The organism is Alphaproteobacteria bacterium (assembly GCA_030740435.1).
Classification (GTDB): Bacteria; Pseudomonadota; Alphaproteobacteria; order UBA2966; family UBA2966.
Map to the genome: position 1 here is coordinate 11525 of JASLXG010000002.1, position 17490 is coordinate 29014.

At 68.3% G+C, this 17490-nt stretch carries 15 protein-coding genes; 5 read left to right on the top strand and 10 right to left on the bottom strand.

From position 1 onward, the window contains the following. Positions 1–55: 55 nt before the first annotated feature. Positions 56–3529: an indolepyruvate ferredoxin oxidoreductase family protein gene (locus QGG75_00070; GenBank protein ID MDP6065642.1), complete on the top strand. Its 3474-nt coding sequence runs from the start codon at positions 56–58 to the stop codon at positions 3527–3529. A 3-nt stretch (positions 3530–3532) separates the two neighbouring features. Here the strand turns inward: QGG75_00070 and QGG75_00075 are convergent, their stop codons facing one another. From QGG75_00075 to QGG75_00085, 3 genes are all read right to left on the bottom strand, one after another. Beyond that, positions 3533–3772, bottom strand: coding sequence for a DUF2312 domain-containing protein (locus QGG75_00075; protein MDP6065643.1), 240 nt, complete (start codon positions 3770–3772; stop codon positions 3533–3535). A gap of 33 nt (positions 3773–3805) precedes the next feature. Beyond that, positions 3806–4963 carry a carboxylate-amine ligase gene (locus QGG75_00080; protein ID MDP6065644.1) on the bottom strand — a complete coding sequence of 386 codons (1158 nt, stop codon included), beginning with the start codon at positions 4961–4963 and terminating at the stop codon, positions 3806–3808. A gap of 175 nt (positions 4964–5138) precedes the next feature. Beyond that, positions 5139–5936: an N-formylglutamate amidohydrolase gene (locus QGG75_00085; protein ID MDP6065645.1), complete on the bottom strand. Its 798-nt coding sequence runs from the start codon at positions 5934–5936 to the stop codon at positions 5139–5141. Between the two features lie 154 nt (positions 5937–6090). Here QGG75_00085 and QGG75_00090 point away from each other — a divergent pair, with 154 nt between their 5' ends. Further along, entirely contained in the window at positions 6091–7368 is a 1278-nt protein-coding gene (locus QGG75_00090) for a DUF4147 domain-containing protein (GenBank protein MDP6065646.1), read from the top strand. A gap of 8 nt (positions 7369–7376) precedes the next feature. Continuing rightward, positions 7377–8810, top strand: a complete 1434-nt coding sequence (pyk, locus tag QGG75_00095; GenBank protein MDP6065647.1) for a pyruvate kinase — start codon at positions 7377–7379, stop codon at positions 8808–8810. Between the two features lie 430 nt (positions 8811–9240). Here pyk and QGG75_00100 read toward each other — a convergent pair whose 3' ends face one another. The 7 genes from QGG75_00100 to QGG75_00130 all read right to left on the bottom strand — a co-directional run bounded on the left by QGG75_00100 (position 9241) and on the right by QGG75_00130 (position 16438). Beyond that, positions 9241–10218 carry a S1C family serine protease gene (locus QGG75_00100; protein ID MDP6065648.1) on the bottom strand — a complete coding sequence of 326 codons (978 nt, stop codon included), beginning with the start codon at positions 10216–10218 and terminating at the stop codon, positions 9241–9243. Positions 10219–10288: 70 nt separating this feature from the next. Next, the gene (locus QGG75_00105) at positions 10289–11296 is read right to left on the bottom strand and encodes an NADPH:quinone oxidoreductase family protein (GenBank protein MDP6065649.1); all 1008 of its coding nucleotides are present in this window, start codon (positions 11294–11296) and stop codon (positions 10289–10291) included. A gap of 54 nt (positions 11297–11350) precedes the next feature. Further along, the gene (glcF, locus tag QGG75_00110; GenBank protein MDP6065650.1) at positions 11351–12649 is read right to left on the bottom strand and encodes a glycolate oxidase subunit GlcF; all 1299 of its coding nucleotides are present in this window, start codon (positions 12647–12649) and stop codon (positions 11351–11353) included. 9 nt (positions 12650–12658) lie between these two features. After that, positions 12659–13885, bottom strand: a complete 1227-nt coding sequence (locus QGG75_00115) for an FAD-binding protein (protein ID MDP6065651.1) — start codon at positions 13883–13885, stop codon at positions 12659–12661. 7 nt (positions 13886–13892) lie between these two features. Then, positions 13893–15380 carry an FAD-linked oxidase C-terminal domain-containing protein gene (locus tag QGG75_00120; protein MDP6065652.1) on the bottom strand — a complete coding sequence of 496 codons (1488 nt, stop codon included), beginning with the start codon at positions 15378–15380 and terminating at the stop codon, positions 13893–13895. Positions 15381–15520: 140 nt separating this feature from the next. Next, positions 15521–15646, bottom strand: coding sequence for a type B 50S ribosomal protein L36 (gene ykgO / locus QGG75_00125; protein MDP6065653.1), 126 nt, complete (start codon positions 15644–15646; stop codon positions 15521–15523). An 81-nt stretch (positions 15647–15727) separates the two neighbouring features. Continuing rightward, positions 15728–16438, bottom strand: coding sequence for a methyltransferase domain-containing protein (locus tag QGG75_00130; GenBank protein MDP6065654.1), 711 nt, complete (start codon positions 16436–16438; stop codon positions 15728–15730). Between the two features lie 124 nt (positions 16439–16562). Here QGG75_00130 and QGG75_00135 point away from each other — a divergent pair, with 124 nt between their 5' ends. Both QGG75_00135 and QGG75_00140 read left to right on the top strand, forming a co-directional pair. Next, positions 16563–16883: a hypothetical protein gene (locus tag QGG75_00135; GenBank protein MDP6065655.1), complete on the top strand. Its 321-nt coding sequence runs from the start codon at positions 16563–16565 to the stop codon at positions 16881–16883. A gap of 115 nt (positions 16884–16998) precedes the next feature. Beyond that, positions 16999–17427: a serine protease gene (locus QGG75_00140; GenBank protein MDP6065656.1), complete on the top strand. Its 429-nt coding sequence runs from the start codon at positions 16999–17001 to the stop codon at positions 17425–17427. Positions 17428–17490 lie beyond the last annotated feature (63 nt).

The window sequence follows — 17490 nt, forward strand, 5'->3', positions numbered from 1 at the left end:
GTTGCTGCGCTAACTCTTTATCAGCACTTCTTTCCAACATCTGCAGGGGGCCGGGATGTCTCTCGCCGCCGTTTCCCTCGACGACAAGTACAGCCTGCGCTCCGGACGCGTCTTTCTCAACGGCGTCCAAGCCCTGGTGCGGCTGCCCCTCATGCAGCGCTGGCGCGACCAGGCCGAGGGCCTGGAGACGGCGGGTTTCATCTCGGGCTACCGGGGCTCGCCCTTGGGCGGCTACGACCAGGCGCTGTGGCAGGCGCGTGCCTTCCTGGACGAGAACCACGTGCGCTTCCAGCCCGGCCTCAACGAGGACATGGCGGCGACCTCGGTCTGGGGCAGCCAGCAGGTCGGCCTCTTTCCCGGCGCCAAGTACGACGGCGTCTTCGGCATCTGGTACGGCAAGGGCCCTGGCGTCGACCGCTCGGGCGACGCCCTGAAGCACGGCAACATCCACGGCACCTCGCGCCTGGGCGGCGTGCTGGTGATGGCCGGCGACGACCATGGCGCCGGCTCGTCGACGCATGCGCATCAGTCCGACCAGGCCTTCACGGCGGCGCTGATCCCGGTGCTCAACCCGGCCTCGGTGCAGGAATACCTCGACTTCGGCCTCATCGGCTTCGCCATGTCGCGCTTTTCCGGCCTCTGGGTGGGTTTCAAGATGGTGGCCGAGGCGCTGGAAAGCTCGGCCTCGGTGCAGGTCGATCCCGGCCGTGTCGACATTCACTTGCCTGATTTCGAGCTGCCCGAGGGCGGCCTCAACATCCGCTGGCCCGAGGACCGGCTGGAGATCGAAAAGCGGGTGCAGAACCTGAGCCTGCCGGCGGCGCTGACCTTCGCCCGGGCCCAGGGCCTCGACCGGACCGTCATCGACAGCCCGCGCCGCCGCCTGGGCATCGTCGCCACCGGCAAGGCCTACCTCGACGTACGCCAGGCGCTGGGCGACCTGGGCATCGACGAGGGCGTGGCGGCCGAGATCGGCCTCAGCATCTACAAAGTGGGCCTGAGCTGGCCGCTCGACGGCGAAGGTGCGCGCAGCTTCGCCCAGGGCCTGGAGGAAATCCTGGTGGTCGAGGAAAAACGGCCCAATCTCGAGCTCCAGCTCAAGGACAAGCTCTACGACCTCGCCGAAACGGCCCGGCCGCGCGTCGTGGGCAAGTTGGACGAAGCGGGCCGGCCGCTGATCTCGGCCATCGGCGAGCTCTCGCCGGGCCTCGTCGCCCAGGCCATCGCCGGGCGCCTCGAGCGCTTTCACACCAGCCAGCCGATAGCCGAACGCCTCGCCTTCCTTGAACAAAAGCAAGAAGCCCTCGAGAGGGTGCCGGCCGACGTCATCCGCATGCCCTACTTCTGCTCCGGCTGTCCCCACAACACCTCGACCCGGGTGCCCGACGGCAGCTTCGCCATGGCCGGCATCGGCTGCCACACCATGGCGGTGTGGATGAACCGCTCGACCATGACCTATACCCACATGGGCGGCGAGGGCGCCAACTGGATCGGCATGCAGCCCTTTACCGATTCACCCCACGTCTTCCAGAACATGGGCGACGGCACCTACTACCATTCCGGCCTGATGGCCATCCGCGCCTCGGTGGCGGCGGAAAGCCGTATCACCTACAAGATCCTCTTCAACGACGCCGTGGCCATGACCGGCGGCCAGCCCGTCGAGGGCCAGATCACGGTGCCCCAGATCGCCGCCCAGGTTCACGCCGAGGGCATCAAGCGGCTGGTGGTGGTCAGCGACGAGCCCGACAAGTATCCGGCCGGCACGCGCTTTCCGCCGGGCACCGATATCCACCACCGCTCCGCGCTCGACGAAGTGCAGCGCCAGTTGCGCCAGATCGACGGCGTCACGGTGCTGATCTACGACCAGACCTGCGCCGCCGAAAAGCGGCGCCGCCGAAAACGCGGGCTCTTCCCCGATCCGCCCAAGCGGGCCTTCATCAACGAGGCCGTCTGTGAGGGCTGCGGCGATTGCAACGCCGCCTCGAACTGTCTTTCGGTGGAGCCCCTGGAAACCGAATTCGGGCGCAAGCGCAGCATCAACCAATCAAGCTGCAACAAGGATTTTTCCTGCGTTTTGGGTTTCTGCCCGAGCTTCGTCACGGTCCACGGCGGGGCTTTGCGAAAAGCCCTCCCCGGGGGCGGTGCCGAAGCAAGGCCCAGCGACGAGTTGCCCGAGCCCGACCTGCCGGCCCTCGACGACCCTTACGGCGTCATGGTGGCCGGCGTCGGCGGCACTGGCGTCGTTACCATCGGCGCCCTTTTGGGCATGGCGGCGCACCTTGAGGGCAAGGGCGTGACGGTGCTCGACCAGACCGGCCTCAGCCAGAAGGGCGGCGGCGTACTGAGCCACGTGCGCATTGCCGCCAAACCCGACGAGATCCACGCCGTACGCCTGACCGACGGCGGCGCCGATGCCGTGATCGGCTGCGACATGCTGCACACGGCCAGTTTCCAGGCGCTCTCCAAGATGCAGGGCGGCGTGACGCAAGCCGTGGTCAACAGCCAAGTCAGCCCCAGTGCGGCGCACGCGCTCAATCCCGACTTCGAGCTTCATACCGAGGCGCTCGAGGGCATGATCACCAAGGCCACCGGCGACAACCTGGTGGATTTCGTCGATGCCTCGGGCCTGGCCACGGCGCTGATGGGAGACGCCATCGCCACCAACCTCTTCATGCTGGGCTATGCCTACCAGCGCGGCATGGTGCCGCTGAGTGGCGCGGCCATCCAGCGCGCCATCGAACTCAACGGCGTGGCCGTCGAGGGCAACCTCAAAACCTTCCGCTGGGGCCGCACGGCGGCCTTTGACCTCGACCGCGTCGAGGCGGCGGCCCGCCCCACCCAGGCGGCTCGGCCCGAGGCGGCGGCCCGGGATGTCGATAGCCTGGTGGCGCGCCGCGTGGTGGAGCTCACGAAATACCAGGACGCCGCTTACGCCGGGCGCTACAGCGCCTTGGTTGCCGAAATCCAGACCGCCGAGCGCGAGCGCGCCCCGGGTATGGGCGGCCTGGCCGAGGCGGTAGCGCGCAACTATTTCAAGCTGCTGGCCTACAAGGACGAATACGAGGTGGCGCGCCTGCACGCGGACCCTGAGTTCCGGGCCCGCATCGAGCACCAGTTCGAGGGCAGCTACAAGCTGCGATTCCATTTGGCACCGCCGCTGCTGGCGCGCCGCGACCCCCAGACCGGGCGCCTGCAAAAGCGCGAGTACGGCTCCTGGATGATGGGGGCCATGGGCCTGCTGGCCGGCTTCAAGGGGCTGCGCGGCGGCCCCTTCGATATCTTCGGCCGCACCGCTGAGCGGCGCCGCGAACGGGCCCTGATCGTCGAATACGAGGTGCTGCTGCGCGAACTAGCCGCCGGCCTCGACAGCGAAAATCACGCCTTGGCCCGCGAGATCGCGGCGCTGCCCGAAATGATCCGCGGCTTCGGCCACGTCAAGGAAGGCAATATCGTGGACGCCAAGGCCCGCGAGGCCGAGCTGCTGACCCGCTTCCGCGATCCCGGGGCGCGGCAGACGGCGGCGGAGTAGGGGTTAACCGACGCCCAACGCCGATTTGTAAAGCTCCAACAGCGCCTCTTGTTCCTGCAACGTGGGCTGGTCCATCTTGCGCAGGCGAATCACTTGGCGCATGACCTTGGCGTCGAAGCCGGTGCCCTTGGCTTCGGCGTAGACCTCGCGGATGTCGGCGGCCAGGGCCGATTTTTCCTCTTCCAGGCGTTCGATGCGGGTGATGAAGGAACGCAACTGGTCGGCGGCGAAGGCTTCGGTCATGGGGGGCTCCGGTCGGGATGGGGAGGGCGGAACTTAACCAGAGCCGTCCGGCAAATCCAGTCCCATGGCGGTCTCCTCGATCAACATGTCGACGACCTGTTCCAGGGCCTGGCGCTCGTCGGCGCCCAGCTCCGTGGCCTGGGTGAATAGCGCCATCTGGCGCTGGGCGCTGGTGCCGCGAGCGACGATCTGGCGGGCATGTTCGACCTCGGCCACACAGTCCAGGCGTTCGGCGTCCTCGCGCACCAGTTCGATCAGTTCCTCGATCAATTCGCCAAAGGGCACGCGTTCGCCCTTGCCGAAATCGACCATGCTGTCACCGGTGCCGTGACGCTGGGCCAGCCAGCGGTTTTCGTCGATCAGGATGCGCGGGTAGATGCGCCAACGCTGGTTGTTGAGCTTCAAGCGCTTCAGCATGCTGATGATGCAAACATAGAAGGCGGCGATGGTCACGGTGTCGTCGATGCGGGTGCAGACATCGGTCATGCGCATTTCCAGCGTGGGAAACTTGGCGCTGGGGCGCACGTCCCACCAGATCTTGCTGGCCTCGTCGATGACTCCGGCCCGCACCATCTGGTTCACCAGGCGTTCGTATTCGCCATAGCTTTCGAAACGGTCGGGTACACCGGTGCGCGGCAGGCCGTCGAAGACACTTAGACGATACGACATCAACCCGGTATTGACGCCGCGCCAAAACGGCGACGAGGTGCTTAGCGCCAGCAGGTGCGGCAGGAAGTAGCGCACCTGGTTCATCATGTCGATGCGCAGATCCTCGTCCTCGATGCCGATATGTACGTGCATGCCGCAAATCAGCAGGCGCCGGGCCAGGCCCTGCATGCTGCTGGCCAGCATGTGGTAGCGCTCCTTGTCGGTGTGCAGCTGTTCGTTCCACTGGGCGAAGGGGTGGGTGCCGGCGGCGATCAGCGCCAGGCCATGCTTCTTGGCCATTTGCACCACCGTCGAGCGCATCATGACCAAGTCCTGGCGGGCCTCGGCGACGCTGGCGCAGACCCGCGTGCCAATCTCGATCTGGGCTCGCAGGAACTCGGGCATGACCTGCTCCCCCAAGGCCTGCTGGCAGTCCTCCATCAACTCCTTCGGGGGATCGCTGGCCAGGTCCCGGGTGATTGGATCGACCAGCAGGTATTCCTCTTCGATACCCATGGTCAGGCTGGGCTGGGCTGTGGGCATGGTGATCTCCCTGGTAGAGAATCCTATTGTTGGGGCGGCGGCCCTAGCGGGGCCGCCTTGCGTTCAGGTGCCACGCAGGCTTCCGCGCCTTGGGCGCGAGGGCAGCCGGCCTTGCCGGTGGCGCCGGGCGGCGCCCGCTGGGCATGAAGATGGTGTCCATGTCCCCCAAAACCGCTCACTCGCCCGGCGTTTCCCAGGGCTGGCTCTGGCGCACCGTCGTGCGGATGGCCGCGGCCAGGCGGCCGGCCCAGGCCTCGGCCCCGTGGTGGGTGTCGATCAGATCCTGGCGCAATTCGACGATGACGTGGGGAATGCGCTCTGCCGCACCGTGGACGTGGATGCCGTAGCCGGCCGGGTCGAAGCCCGAATAGGGCAGGTTGTCGCCCACCTGGACACCGGCAAAGGCCTCGAAGGCGGCCATCAGTGGCCGGGCCAGACGATCGTCGTCCTTGTAGAGCAGGCCGACCTGCCAGGGCCGCTCGATGCCGTCGAGGATGGGCGTGAAGCTGTGGATGGCAAACAGCGCCGGCAGGGCACGCCGGCGCATGGCATCGAGCTGGCCGCTGACGGCATCATGGTAGGGCACGAACCAGTCGCGCTCGCGCCGGGCCCGTTCGGCGGCATCGATGCCCTGGTTGCCTGGCACCACCACGTGGTCGCTTTCCTCGACGATCGACTGTTGCCCGCCGGGATGGCGGTTGAGGTCGATGAAAAGGCGTGACACGGCCGACAGCACCGCCGGCGCATCGAGGGCGCTGGCCAGGCGGCGGGTGACGTCGGCGGCGCCGATATCGTAGGCGATGTGGCGGGCCAGCGCCGTGGGCTCAAGCCCCAGCCCGCCGCAATCCGCCGGCAGGGTGTTGCTGGCATGATCGCAGGTCAGCAAAAAGCCGGCCCCGCCGCCCGGGTTGAGCACCTCGAAGGGCGGCGGCTGGACGGCCCGCTGGTCGGGCCCAGTGATCTCGCTGGCCATGTCCACGGTTGCACCTTTGCAAGAATGCCGCCCCAAGGGCAAGAATGCCGCCCCAAGTGCAAGAATGCCGCCCCAAGGGCTGGGCGGCTCCGGCGCGGGACCATACGCCGCTCCCGGCCTTGGTGCAACGCCTGGGCCGCGCTATAACCGGGCCATGAACCAGGCCGACCGGGCGCTGCTGCGCCAGCTTTTCGACGCCGCCGTGGCGGCCGTCGCGCCCGCCGTTTGCCTGCCTGGCCACCTGCCCGCCGCCGCCACCGCCGGCGGCGGCCGCACGGTTGTGGTGGGTGCCGGCAAAGCCGCCGCGGCGATGGCCGCGGTGACGGCGGCGGCGCTGCCGGTGGCGGCCGGCCTGGTGGTGACGCGCTACGGCCACGGCGTCGCCGAGACAGGCTCGATCGAGGTCGTCGAGGCGGCCCATCCGGTGCCCGACGCGGCCGGCCGCCGGGCCGCTGGGCGCATGCTGGAGTTGGTTCAGGGCCTGGGGGCCGACGATCAGGTGATTTGCCTCCTGTCGGGCGGCGGCTCGGCGTTGCTGGTGGCGCCGGCGGCGGGGCTGACGCTCGAGGACAAGCAGGCGGTGACCGGGGCGCTGTTGCGCTCGGGGGCTTCGATCGGCGAGATCAACTGCCTGCGCAAGCACCTCTCGGCCCTCAAGGGTGGCCGCCTGGCCACCGCCGCCCATCCCGCCGCCGTCTTGACGCTGGCCATCTCCGACGTGGCCGGCGACGACCCGGCCACAATCGCTTCGGGACCGACGGTGGCCGACCCCACGACCTTCGCCCAGGCCCGGGCGGTGCTGCAAAAGTACGCCATCGAGCCGCCGCCCGCCGTCGCCGCGCACCTGGCGGCGGCCCGGGAAGAAACGCCCAAGGCCCTTGATCCCCGCCTGGTCCGGGCCCGGACGGTGATCGTCGCCGGCGCCGGCTCGGCTCTGGCCGCGGCCGCCCGCCAGGCCGAGGCAGCCGGCTACCAGGCCCGGGTGCTGGGCAACGACATCGAGGGCGACAGCACCACCATCGCGCGTGAGCACGCCCGCCTGGCGCTCGAGGTCCGCGACGCCGGCCAGCGCCTGGCGCTCTTGTCGGGCGGTGAAACCACGGTGACCATACGGGGCTCCGGCCAGGGCGGCCCCAACGCCGAATACGTGCTGGCGCTGGCGCTGGCGCTCGATGGCGCGGCCGGCATCGCCGCGCTGGCGGCCGACAGCGACGGCATCGACGGCAGCGCCGACAACGCCGGTGCGATTTGCCTGCCCGACACGCTGGCGAGGGCTCGGGCCGCCGGCCTCGACGCCGAGGGCCACTTGGCCAACAACGACTCCTATGGTTTTTTCGCGGCCCTGGGCGATCTGGTCATGAGCGGTCCGACGCGCACCAACGTCAACGACTTCCGCGCCATCCTGGTAGCCCCGGAGGGCGGCGGAGGTTAGGATTTCCTATGCGACGCCAGCGTAGCGCCAAGATCATCGCCACCCTCGGCCCGGCCAGTGCCGAGGCCGAGGTGATAGAATCATTGTTCCTGGCCGGCGCCGACGTCTTTCGCCTCAACTTCAGCCACGGCCAGCGCGAGACCCACGTCGCCGCCCACGCCGCCATTCGCGAGCTCGAACGCCGCAGCGGCCGGCCCATCACCATCCTGGCCGATTTGCAGGGCCCCAAGCTGCGCGTCGGCAGCTTCGCCAAGGGCCGGGCCGAGCTGCGGGCCGGCCGGCGTTTCGATCTCGACCTGGGACCGGAGGCGGGCGATGCCAAGCGGGCACCGCTGCCGCATCCCGAGATCTTCGCCGCCCTCGAGGTGGGCACCGAGGTGCTGATCGACGACGGCCGCATCCGGCTCCGCGTCGTCGAGGTGGGCCCCGACCGGGCCCGGACCGAGGTGGTGGCGGGCGGCGAGATTTCCGACCGCAAGGGGGTCAACCTGCCGGCTGCCGTGCTGCCCATCGCGGCGCTGACCGACAAGGACCGCGGCGATCTCCAGATGGCCCTCGATCTCGACGTGGACTGGGTGGCGCTGTCGTTCGTGCAGCGCCCCGAGGACGTCGCCGAGGTGCGCAAGATCATCGCCGGCCGGGCCGGCCTGATGGCCAAGATCGAGAAGCCCTCGGCGCTGGAGCACCTGGAAGACATCATCGACATCGCCGACGGTCTGATGGTGGCGCGCGGCGACCTGGGCGTCGAGTTGCCGGTGGAGGAGGTGCCGGGGCTGCAAAAGCGCATCATCCGGGCCGCCCGGGCGGCCGGCAAGCCGGTGGTGGTGGCGACGCAAATGCTGGAATCCATGGTCCAGGCGGCGACGCCGACGCGGGCCGAGGTCTCCGACGTCGGCACGGCCGTCTACGACGGCGCCGATGCCATGATGCTGTCGGCGGAAACCGCCTCCGGGGCCTATCCGCTCGAGGCCGTGAGCATGATGAACCGGGTCATCGAACAGGTCGAAAGCGACGATCTTTACCGCACCCTGATGGATTCCGAGCACCTGCCGCCCGAGGCCACCGCCGCCGACGCCATCAGCGCCGCCGCCCGCCAGGTCGCCGAGACGTTGCGCGCCAGTGCCATCGTGACCTACACCGGCACCGGCTCGACGGCGCTACGGGCGGCCCGCGAACGCCCCGTCGTGCCCATCCTGGTGCTGACGCCGAAGCTCGATACGGCGCGCCGCCTGGCCGTGGTCTGGGGCGTGCACTGCGTCCAGACCGAGGACACCACCAATTTTACCGATATGGTCGAACGGGCCGGCCGCATCGCGCTGCGCGACAGCTTCGCCGCCGGCGGCGACCGCCTGGTGATCACCGCCGGCGTCCCCTTCGGCACGCCGGGCGCCACCAACGTGCTGCGCATAGCCTGGGTCGAAGAACCGCTGGAACCGGTGTAGGAGTCTTGTGCGGCGGTCCCGCAGGGACCGCCTGCGTTCAAGCGCCACGCGGGCTTCCGCGCCTTCGGCGCGTAGGCAGCCGACCTTGACGGGGGCAAGGGCCGGTGCCCGCCGTTCCTTAATTAAGGGGACGCGGACGAATCATTAACTTTTCGCCGCAACGCCTGTTAATGGATCTTAATTAAGGGGACGCGGACGCTCACCGCGAGGGCAGCCGCCGACGCCCCAGTTCCGGGCGGTGCCCGCTTCCCTGGCGCTGAAGGCGGCTCGGAAAGTGGTGACTGTCACCACTTTTTCACCACTTTATTTAGGGCACGATTTTTGTCGGCGGGCACCGCCCCTGGCCACAGCCAGGGCCGGCTGCCGGCGCGCCGAAGGCGCGGAAGCCTGCGTGGCGCTTGAACGCGAGGCGGGCCAAAGGCCCGCCGCCCTAATGCATACTAGGCGACTTCAAGTAATCGCAGCGGTCGGCCGATCTGATCACCACGTCTTGGACCTCGCCGTCGCGGGCGATGGTCAGCGGGATGGCGCTGCCGGCCGGGCCGACGGCCCAGATCTTGCGAAAAAGATCGGCCAGCGAGTGCACGGGCCCGCCGGAAACCTCGAGCACGATGTCGCCGACGCGGACGCCGGCTTGCGCCGCCGGTCCGGTCTCGGCCAGCCCGGCAACCACGAAGTTGTCCTCGTATTCGGTGGTGTACATGCCCAGCCAGGGCTGCGGCAGCTCGTTGACGCGGCCGAACTTGAGCATGTCGTCGAGGATCGGCTGCAACAGGTCGATGGGCACGATCATGTTGCCGTCGTTGCGCACCTCTTCGCCCTGGGCCTGCTGCACAAAGAGCGAGCCGATGCCCTGCAGCCGGCCGTCGCGCCCGATCAGCGCCGCGCCGCCCCAGTTGGGATGCGGCGGCGAGGTGAAAATGGCCTCGTCGAGCACGTATTCCCAATAGCCGGCGAATTCGCGTTTCGAGACCACGTGGGCCTTGAGGGCGTGGCGCCGCCCGCCCTCGCCGGCGACGATGACGGAATCGCCGATCTCCGACTGCCGGGCCGAGCCGATCTCCAGGGCCGGCACGCCGAGGCGGCCCAGCGCCTGCACCAGGCCCAACCCGGTGCCCATGTCATAGCCCACCACATAGGCCGGCGCCGCCACGCCGTCGGCCGTGGTCAGCCACAGACGGTCGGCCTCGGTGATCAGGTAGCCGATGGTCAGGATCAATCCGCTCTCGTCGATGACGACGCCGTTGCCGCCGCGTTCGGTGCCCAGGATCGAGGCCGTGAAAGCGTCTTCCGGAATGTGGGCGCTGACCGCCACCACCGAGCGCAGCGCCTGATCGAGGTCGAAGCCGAGTTCCTCGGGCGCGGGCTGGGCCGCCAGGGGAAATTCCCAGTCGCTTTGTTCGGCCATGATCATCGTCCCCAGACCAAAGAAGGCCAGCGGCAAAAATACTAGCACGAATTCGCCGCCGTCGCGGCCTTCACGATGATTCGGCTTCCACCTCGATCACGATACGCCCGACGGCCTGGCGGGCTTCCAAACAACGCAACGCCTCGGCCGCCCGGTGCAGGGGAAAGCGGTGGGAAATATGGGGCGCGAGCCGGCCCTCTTCGCACCAGGCCAGCAAGCGCCGCATGCCGGCGGCGGCGCGGCGGGGATGGCGTCGCGCCGATTCGCCGGCGCGGATGCCGATTAGGCTGTAGCCCTTGACCAGCGGCAGGTTGGCCTTGAGCGAGGGAATGCCGCCGCTGGCGAAGCCCACCACGAGCAGCCGCCCGTCCCAGGCCATGGTGCGCGATACCACGGCGAACAGCGGGCCGCCCACCGGGTCGACGACGACGTCGGCGCCCGCGCCCTCGGTCAGCTCGAGCAGGCGCTGGCGCAGGTCCTGCCGGCTATGGTTGATGGTCTGGTCGGCGCCCCGGGCCAGGGCCGCGGCCAGGCCCTCGTCGCGCGAGGCCACGGCGACGACCCGGGCGCCCAGCAGCTTGCCCAGCTCGACGGTGGCCAGGCCGACACCGCCGCCGGCGCCTAGTACCACCAGGGTCTCGCCGGGCGCCAGCCCGGCTTTGTCGACCAGGGCGTGATAGGCGGTGCGGGCAGCCACCAGAAAGCACGCCCCCTGGGCCACCGCGAAGGGCCCCGGCAGCGCTTGAACGGCCGAGGCCGCCACCACCAGCTCGGCCGCGAAGCCGGAGAACCTGGTGCCGGCCATGACCTCTTGCCCAACCTGCCATTGGGCCACGCCGGCCCCCACCTCGAGCACCCGGCCGGCCACCTCGAGGCCGGGTGCGAAGGGCAGTTCGGGCTTGTGCTGGTAGAGCCCGCGGGTAACCAGCAGGTCGGGAAAATTGACCCCCGCCGCGCGCACCTCCAGGCGCACCTCGTCGGACTGCAGCGGCTGGCGTGGCAGGTCGGCAAGCTGCAGGCTGTCGGGTCCCTCGAGGCGGTCACAGATCATGGCCCGGTAGGTCGTCGCGCAGCTCATCGCCGGTGCCGGGTTCTTTCGGCTTCAAAAGCGACACCCCTGGGCCAAAGCGCCTCAGCCATTCCCCGGACCCATGGCTCTTGGCCGCGGGCCGCCCGTGGCCCAGTCCAGCAGCTCCACCGTGTGCACCACCGGCAGTGCCGAATGCTGCGAGATCTGCACCAGGCAACCCAGGTTGCCGACGGCCACCACGGCACCGCCGCTGGTTTCCAGGTTGGCCGCCTTGCGCCGGCCCAGGCGCCCGGCCAGTTCCGGCTGCAACATGTTGTAGGTCCCGGCCGAGCCGCAGCAGAGGTGGCCTTCGGGCACCTCGCGAAGCTCGAAACCGGCGGCCCGCAGCAACTGCCGCGGCGGCGCGCTGAGCTTTTGCGCGTGCTGCAGCGAGCAGGCGTCGTGATAGGCCACGGTGAGGTCCGGTTGCGGCACAGCCGGCTTTTCCAGGCCCAGCTCCAACAGCAGCTCGCTGACGTCCAGCGCCAGCCCGGCGATGCGCTCGGCGCGTCCGCGCCAGGCTTCATCGTCGCGGAACATGTGGCCGTAGTCCTTGACCGTGCTGCCACAGCCCGAGGCGTTGATCACCACGGCATCCAGCCCGGCACCTTCGAGCTCGGCCGTCCAGGCGGCGATGGCGCGCCGCGCCCGAGCCCGGGCCTGGTCCTCGCGGCCCAGGTGGAAATCCAACGCCCCGCAACAGCCAGCGGGGCTGATCACCACCTCGCAGCCATGGCGGCGCAAGAGGCGCACCGTGGCCTCGTTGATGGCGGCGCCCAGGACCTGCTGGGCACAGCCCGTGAGCAGCGCCACGCGCTTGCGCCGCTGGCCAAGGGCGGCGAAGACCTGCGGCGTGGCGGCCGGCGAGGGCCCTTGCAGGCGGGCCGGCGCCAGGGCCACCAGGGCGCCCAGCCGGCCCGGCAACAAGGCCGCGATGGGCCGCACCAGCCAGGCCCCGGCCAGGGCCAGGCGAAAGAGCCGCGGGCGCGGCACCAGGTGGGCTATCAGGCTGCGCAGCAGGCGCTCAGAGAGCGGCCGGCGGAAGCTTTGCTCGATGTGGCCGCGGGCCTGGTCGACCAGCCGCAGGTAGTCGACGCCGGAGGGACAGGTGGTCATGCAAGAGAGGCAGGAAAGGCAGCGGTCGACGTGCTTGACGGTGGCGGCCGGGGCCGGTTCCCCGGTCTCCAGCATCTCCTTGATCTGCCAGATGCGGCCGCGCGGCGAATCGAGCTCGTCGCCCAGGATGACGTAGCTCGGGCAGGTCGCCGTGCAAAAGCCGCAGTGCACGCATTTGCGCAAGATGTCGTTGGCCGCAGCGATGTCGGGATCGAGCAGGCTGGTAGTGGTGAAGCGGGTTTCCATGAGGCGGCCTCAGACCCCCCGGTAAAGCCGGCCGGGGTTGAGGATGCCGCGGGGGTCGAAGGCCTGTTTGAGGCGCCCGGTGAGCGCCGCCAGGGCGGGCGGCTGGGGCGTGAAGACGCCGAGCTCTGCCCGCTGCTCGGCCGGCGCCCGCATCAGCGTGGCGTTGCCGCGCCCGGCCACGGCCGCCCACACGGCCTCGCTGCCGGGCTCATGGGCCGGCAGCTCGAGCCAGACCAGGCCGCCGCCCCAATCGTAGATCACCTCGGCGGCGTTCTGGCCGGTGGCGCCGAGGATGCGCTCCACCGTCCGGGCGCCCTCGCCCGGCGCCACCGAGAGCCGCCAGAGCACGCTGTCGCCGCCGCCCAGCAACGCCACCTCGCCCACTTCGCGCCAAAGGGTGGCCGAATTGGTGCTGTGCAGCTCCTCCACCGGGCCAAAGGCGAAAAACTCGTCACGCAGCGCCCGGCAGCGCTGCGCCAGCGAAGGCCCCGGCCCCTCGAGGCGCAGCGCCGTCACGGCGCCGCCGGCCCCGGCCACGTAGGAGACCGCCGAGCGCGCCGCCGCCGGGGCCGGCAGGTGGGCCAGGCCGGTGACGTCATGGCTCGAGCCGGCGGCCTGGGCCAGGGCCTCGATGGCGGCGCCGTCGGCCAGGCCGGCGATCAGCACGGTGCGGGTGCGTTCCGGCGCCGGCAGCACCTTCAGCGTCACCTCGGTCATGGCGGCCAAGGTGCCGAAGGAGCCGGCCAGCAGCTTCGACATGTCGTAGCCGGTGACGTTCTTGACCACCTGGCCGCCCGACTTGAAAGCCTCGCCCCGGCCGCTGACGCCGTGCACGCCGAGGAAATGATCGCGCGCCGCACCGCGGGCGATGCGCCTGGGCCCGGAAAGGTTGCAGGCCAGCACGCCGCCGATGGTGGCGCCGGCCTCGGCCGAGCCACCCAGCAGCGCGGCATAGGAGGGCGGCTCGAAGGCGAGCTGCTGGTTCTCGGCCGCCAGCAGCTCTTCGATCTCGGCCAGCGGCGTGCCGGCGCCGGCGCTGAGCACCAATTCCTCTGGCTCGTAAAGCGAGACGCCGGAAAGCGCCGCCAGGTCGAGGCGCGGCAAATCCCCCAGCGGCCGGCCCCAAGCCGCTTTGCTGCCCAGGCCACGAACTTCCAGCGCCCTGGTCTCGGCCGCCGCCCAGGCCAGCAGCTCCAACACCTGGCCGGCATCCGAGGGGGAGAAATTCTCGGCCATGCCTGCCTCAGAAACGCGGCAGGTCGGGAAACGGCAGCTGGCCCCGGTGGACGTGCATGTGGCCCAGTTCGGCACAGCCCCGCACGGTGGGGAAGACCTTGCCCGGGTTGAGCAGGCCGTCGGGGTCGAAGGCGCACTTGACGCGCTGCTGCTGCTCGAGATCTTGGTCCGTGAACATGGCGCCCATGAGGTCGCGTTTCTCGACGCCGACGCCGTGCTCGCCGGTCAGCACGCCGCCCACTTCGACGCAGAGCTTGAGGATCTCGGAGCCGAAGTCCTCGGCCCGCTCGAGCTCGCCGGGCTGGTTGGCGTCGTAGAGTATCAGCGGGTGCAAATTGCCGTCGCCGGCGTGGAAGACGTTGGCCACGCGCAAGCCGAAACGGGCCGAAAGCTCGCCGATGCGGCGCAGCACTTGGGGCAATTGGTGGCGCGGAATGGTGCCGTCCATGCAGTAATAGTCGGGACTGAGGCGGCCGATGGCGGGAAAGGCCGCCTTGCGCCCGGCCCAGAAGCGCAAGCGCTCCTCTTCCGAGGTCGAGGCCCGCACCGTCACGGCGCCCGCGGCCCGGGCGATCTCGGCCACCCGGATGGCCAGGTGTTCGACCTCGGAGGCCGAGCCGTCGAGTTCGACGATAAGCAGCGCCTCGACATCCAGGGGATAGCCGGCCTGGCAGAAGGCCTCGGCCGCCCGGGTGGCGTTTTTGTCCATCATCTCCATGCCGCCGGGAATGATGCCGGCGGCGATGACCTTGCTGACGCATTCGCCGCCGGCCTCGATGGTGGCAAAGCCGATGAGCAGCGCCTGGGCCGTCTCGGGCTTCTTGAGGATGCGCACGGTAACCTCGGTGATGACGCCGAGCAGCCCTTCGGACCCCGTCATCAGGCCCAACAGATCGTAGCCCTCGGCCTCCAGGTGGCGCCCGCCCAGGCGCACCGTCTCGCCGCTCAGCAGCACCACCTCGAGACCCAGGATGTTGTTGGTCGTGACGCCGTATTTCAGGCAATGCACGCCGCCGGCGTTCTCGGCCACGTTGCCGCCGATGGTGCAGGCGACCTGGCTCGAGGGATCGGGGGCGTAATAGAAGCCGGCGTGCTCGACGGCCTGGCTGATGCCCAGGTTGGTGACCCCGGGCTGGGCCACGACGCAGCGGTTGGCGTAGTCGATCTCGAGAATGCGGTTGAACTTGGAAAGCCCCAGCACGATGCCGTCGGCCAGCGGCAGCGCGCCCCCCGAAAGCGAGGTCCCGGCACCGCGCGGCACCACCTTGGCCCGGAAGGCGCGGCATACCCCCAGCACCTCGGCGATCTGGGCGCTGGTCTCGGGCAGCACCACGGCCAGCGGCTTTTGGCGATAGGCGGTGAGGCCGTCGCACTCGTAGACGCCGAGCTCCTCGTCGCGCGCGATGACGCCCTCGCCCGGCACGATGCGGCTGAGCGCCGCCACCAGTTCGTCCTTCTGGGCCATGACCTCGGCATCGGGCTCGGGCATGCGCATCAGGGTCCCCCTTGGCTGCAACGTATTCAGCCTAGAGATTTAGCACTTGGCGCCCGGCCGACCAACCGCCCAAACAAAAACCGCGCCCGAATGGACGCGGCCAAACGAAAGGGCCCCCGCGGGGCCCCCGAGGGACGATGTTAGCCTTGGCGCGCCTTGAAGCGGCGGTTGACCTTGTTGATCACGTAGACGCGGCCCTTGCGCCGCACCACGCGGCAGGCCTGGTGGCGCTTCTTGACCGACTTGAGGGAATTCACGACCTTCATGACACTCGTCCGTTCATTTCCCGGCGGCGCTCCCGGGCGGGCCGAACCATAGGGGCGGCGTGGTGCACTGTCAATGCGCGGCTAGGCTTCCTTGCGGGCGTAAAAGCGGTAGACCTTGACCTCGCCCGAGCTCAGGGCGGCGATGCGGTGGAGCCAGAATTCGGCCTCGCGCACGGCCCATTCCTCGAGTTCGGGATTGCCCTTGAAGGTCTTCAGCGCTTCGGTGAAGCCGAGAAAGCCTTGCAGCACGTAGCCGCGCTGTTTTTCGCTGATGTCCTCGGCCACCCGCACCTCGAAGTTCATGCTCTCGAGTTTGCTGCGAAAACGGCCGACGTCCCAAAGCCGGGGCCGGCGTGGCTCGAAGCGCGACCACAACGCCACGGCGGGGCTCTCGGCCTGGCCTTCTTCGCCATTTTCGCCCTTGCCCTCGGCCGCCATGTAGTCCGTCATCATCAACTGGCCGCCGGGCTTCATGATGATTTCCATGGTTTCCAAGAGCGTATCCTTGTCGGCGACGGTGAACAGCGCATCCTTGGAAAACACCGCGTGGATGGAGTTTTCCCGGATGCCGACGTCGGCGAAGGCATCGAGGTCGCAGACCTCGATCGGTGCTTTTTTGGCCAGCGCCCCCATCTTCGAGATCTTCATGGCCGCCGCCGCCAGTTCCTCGTCCTCGTCGTAGCCGTTGACCCAGGCCCCGGTCTCGCGGGTGATGGTGCGGGTCGAGCCGCCCAGGCCGGCGCCGATATCGACCACCGACATGTTTTCGTTGAGCGCCAGCGGCCTGATCATGTCCTTGACCACGTCGAGGCCGCCGGGCTTGGTGAATTCCTCGCCCCAGATGGCCTGGGCGACCTTGAGCCTGGGCTCGGGCCAGCCCTTGGGCGGGGCGTAGGGCTCGGGTCCTCGATGTGCGATGGAGAAGTCGGTATTCGTCGAATGTGAAATGCCGTCGCCGTCGCCGTGTCAGCCGTTCGTCGGCAAATGGGATCTCTGGAATTTCTGCCAGCCACTTGCGATTCACGGCATGACGCAGGAGCTGACGAAGGACCGTGTTCTCACGATTGACCGTCTGAGGGGTCGGAATCTTCTCGCTCTTGTTCTGCCGCCATGCCAGATATTCGTGAATGGTCGAGCTGTCGAGCGTACTCAGATCGTCGATCTTGCCGAAGAACGGCTCCACGTGACGACGGATCGTTCCATCGTGATATTCGAACTTACCCGTACCCCTGATTAGGTCGAGGTAGCTGTCTTTGAGCTTACCGAAGCTGACTGGCTGAACGCGCTGACCTGACTGTTTTCGGCTGCGAGCCTCTTCAAACCATTGCAAAGCCTTGTCCTCCAATGGTCTTTTGCGGTCAGAGGATGTGGAGCTAGGCGGAAGAGTGATGGTTGGAGGTTATCCCTATGGAAACATCCTCAGCAACACTATCAAGGTCACGAGAGGCATCGTCAGTTCTGTTCGAGGTATGAGCGATGACTCTGGTCAATTTCAGATGGATGCTGCGGTTCAACCTGGAAACAGTGGTGGACCGATCTATGACGAGAACGGCAACATAGTCGGTGTCGTTATATCCCAATTGAACAAAATGAAGGTAGCAAAGGCGATTGGGTCTCTTCCAGAAAATGTGAACTTCGGTATTAAGGCATCCACTGTCAGACAGTTTTTGACCTCTGCTGGACTTCCTACCCGATGGTCGGAACGTTCCAAGTCGATGTCCACCAAGGAACTTGCCAAGATTGCCAGAAACCAGACCGTGATGGTGGTGTGTACTCGGTAGAGTCCACTACTCTAGAATCCCTGTTTTATCGCCTAGAATCAACGACTTAGACTCGACAAAACC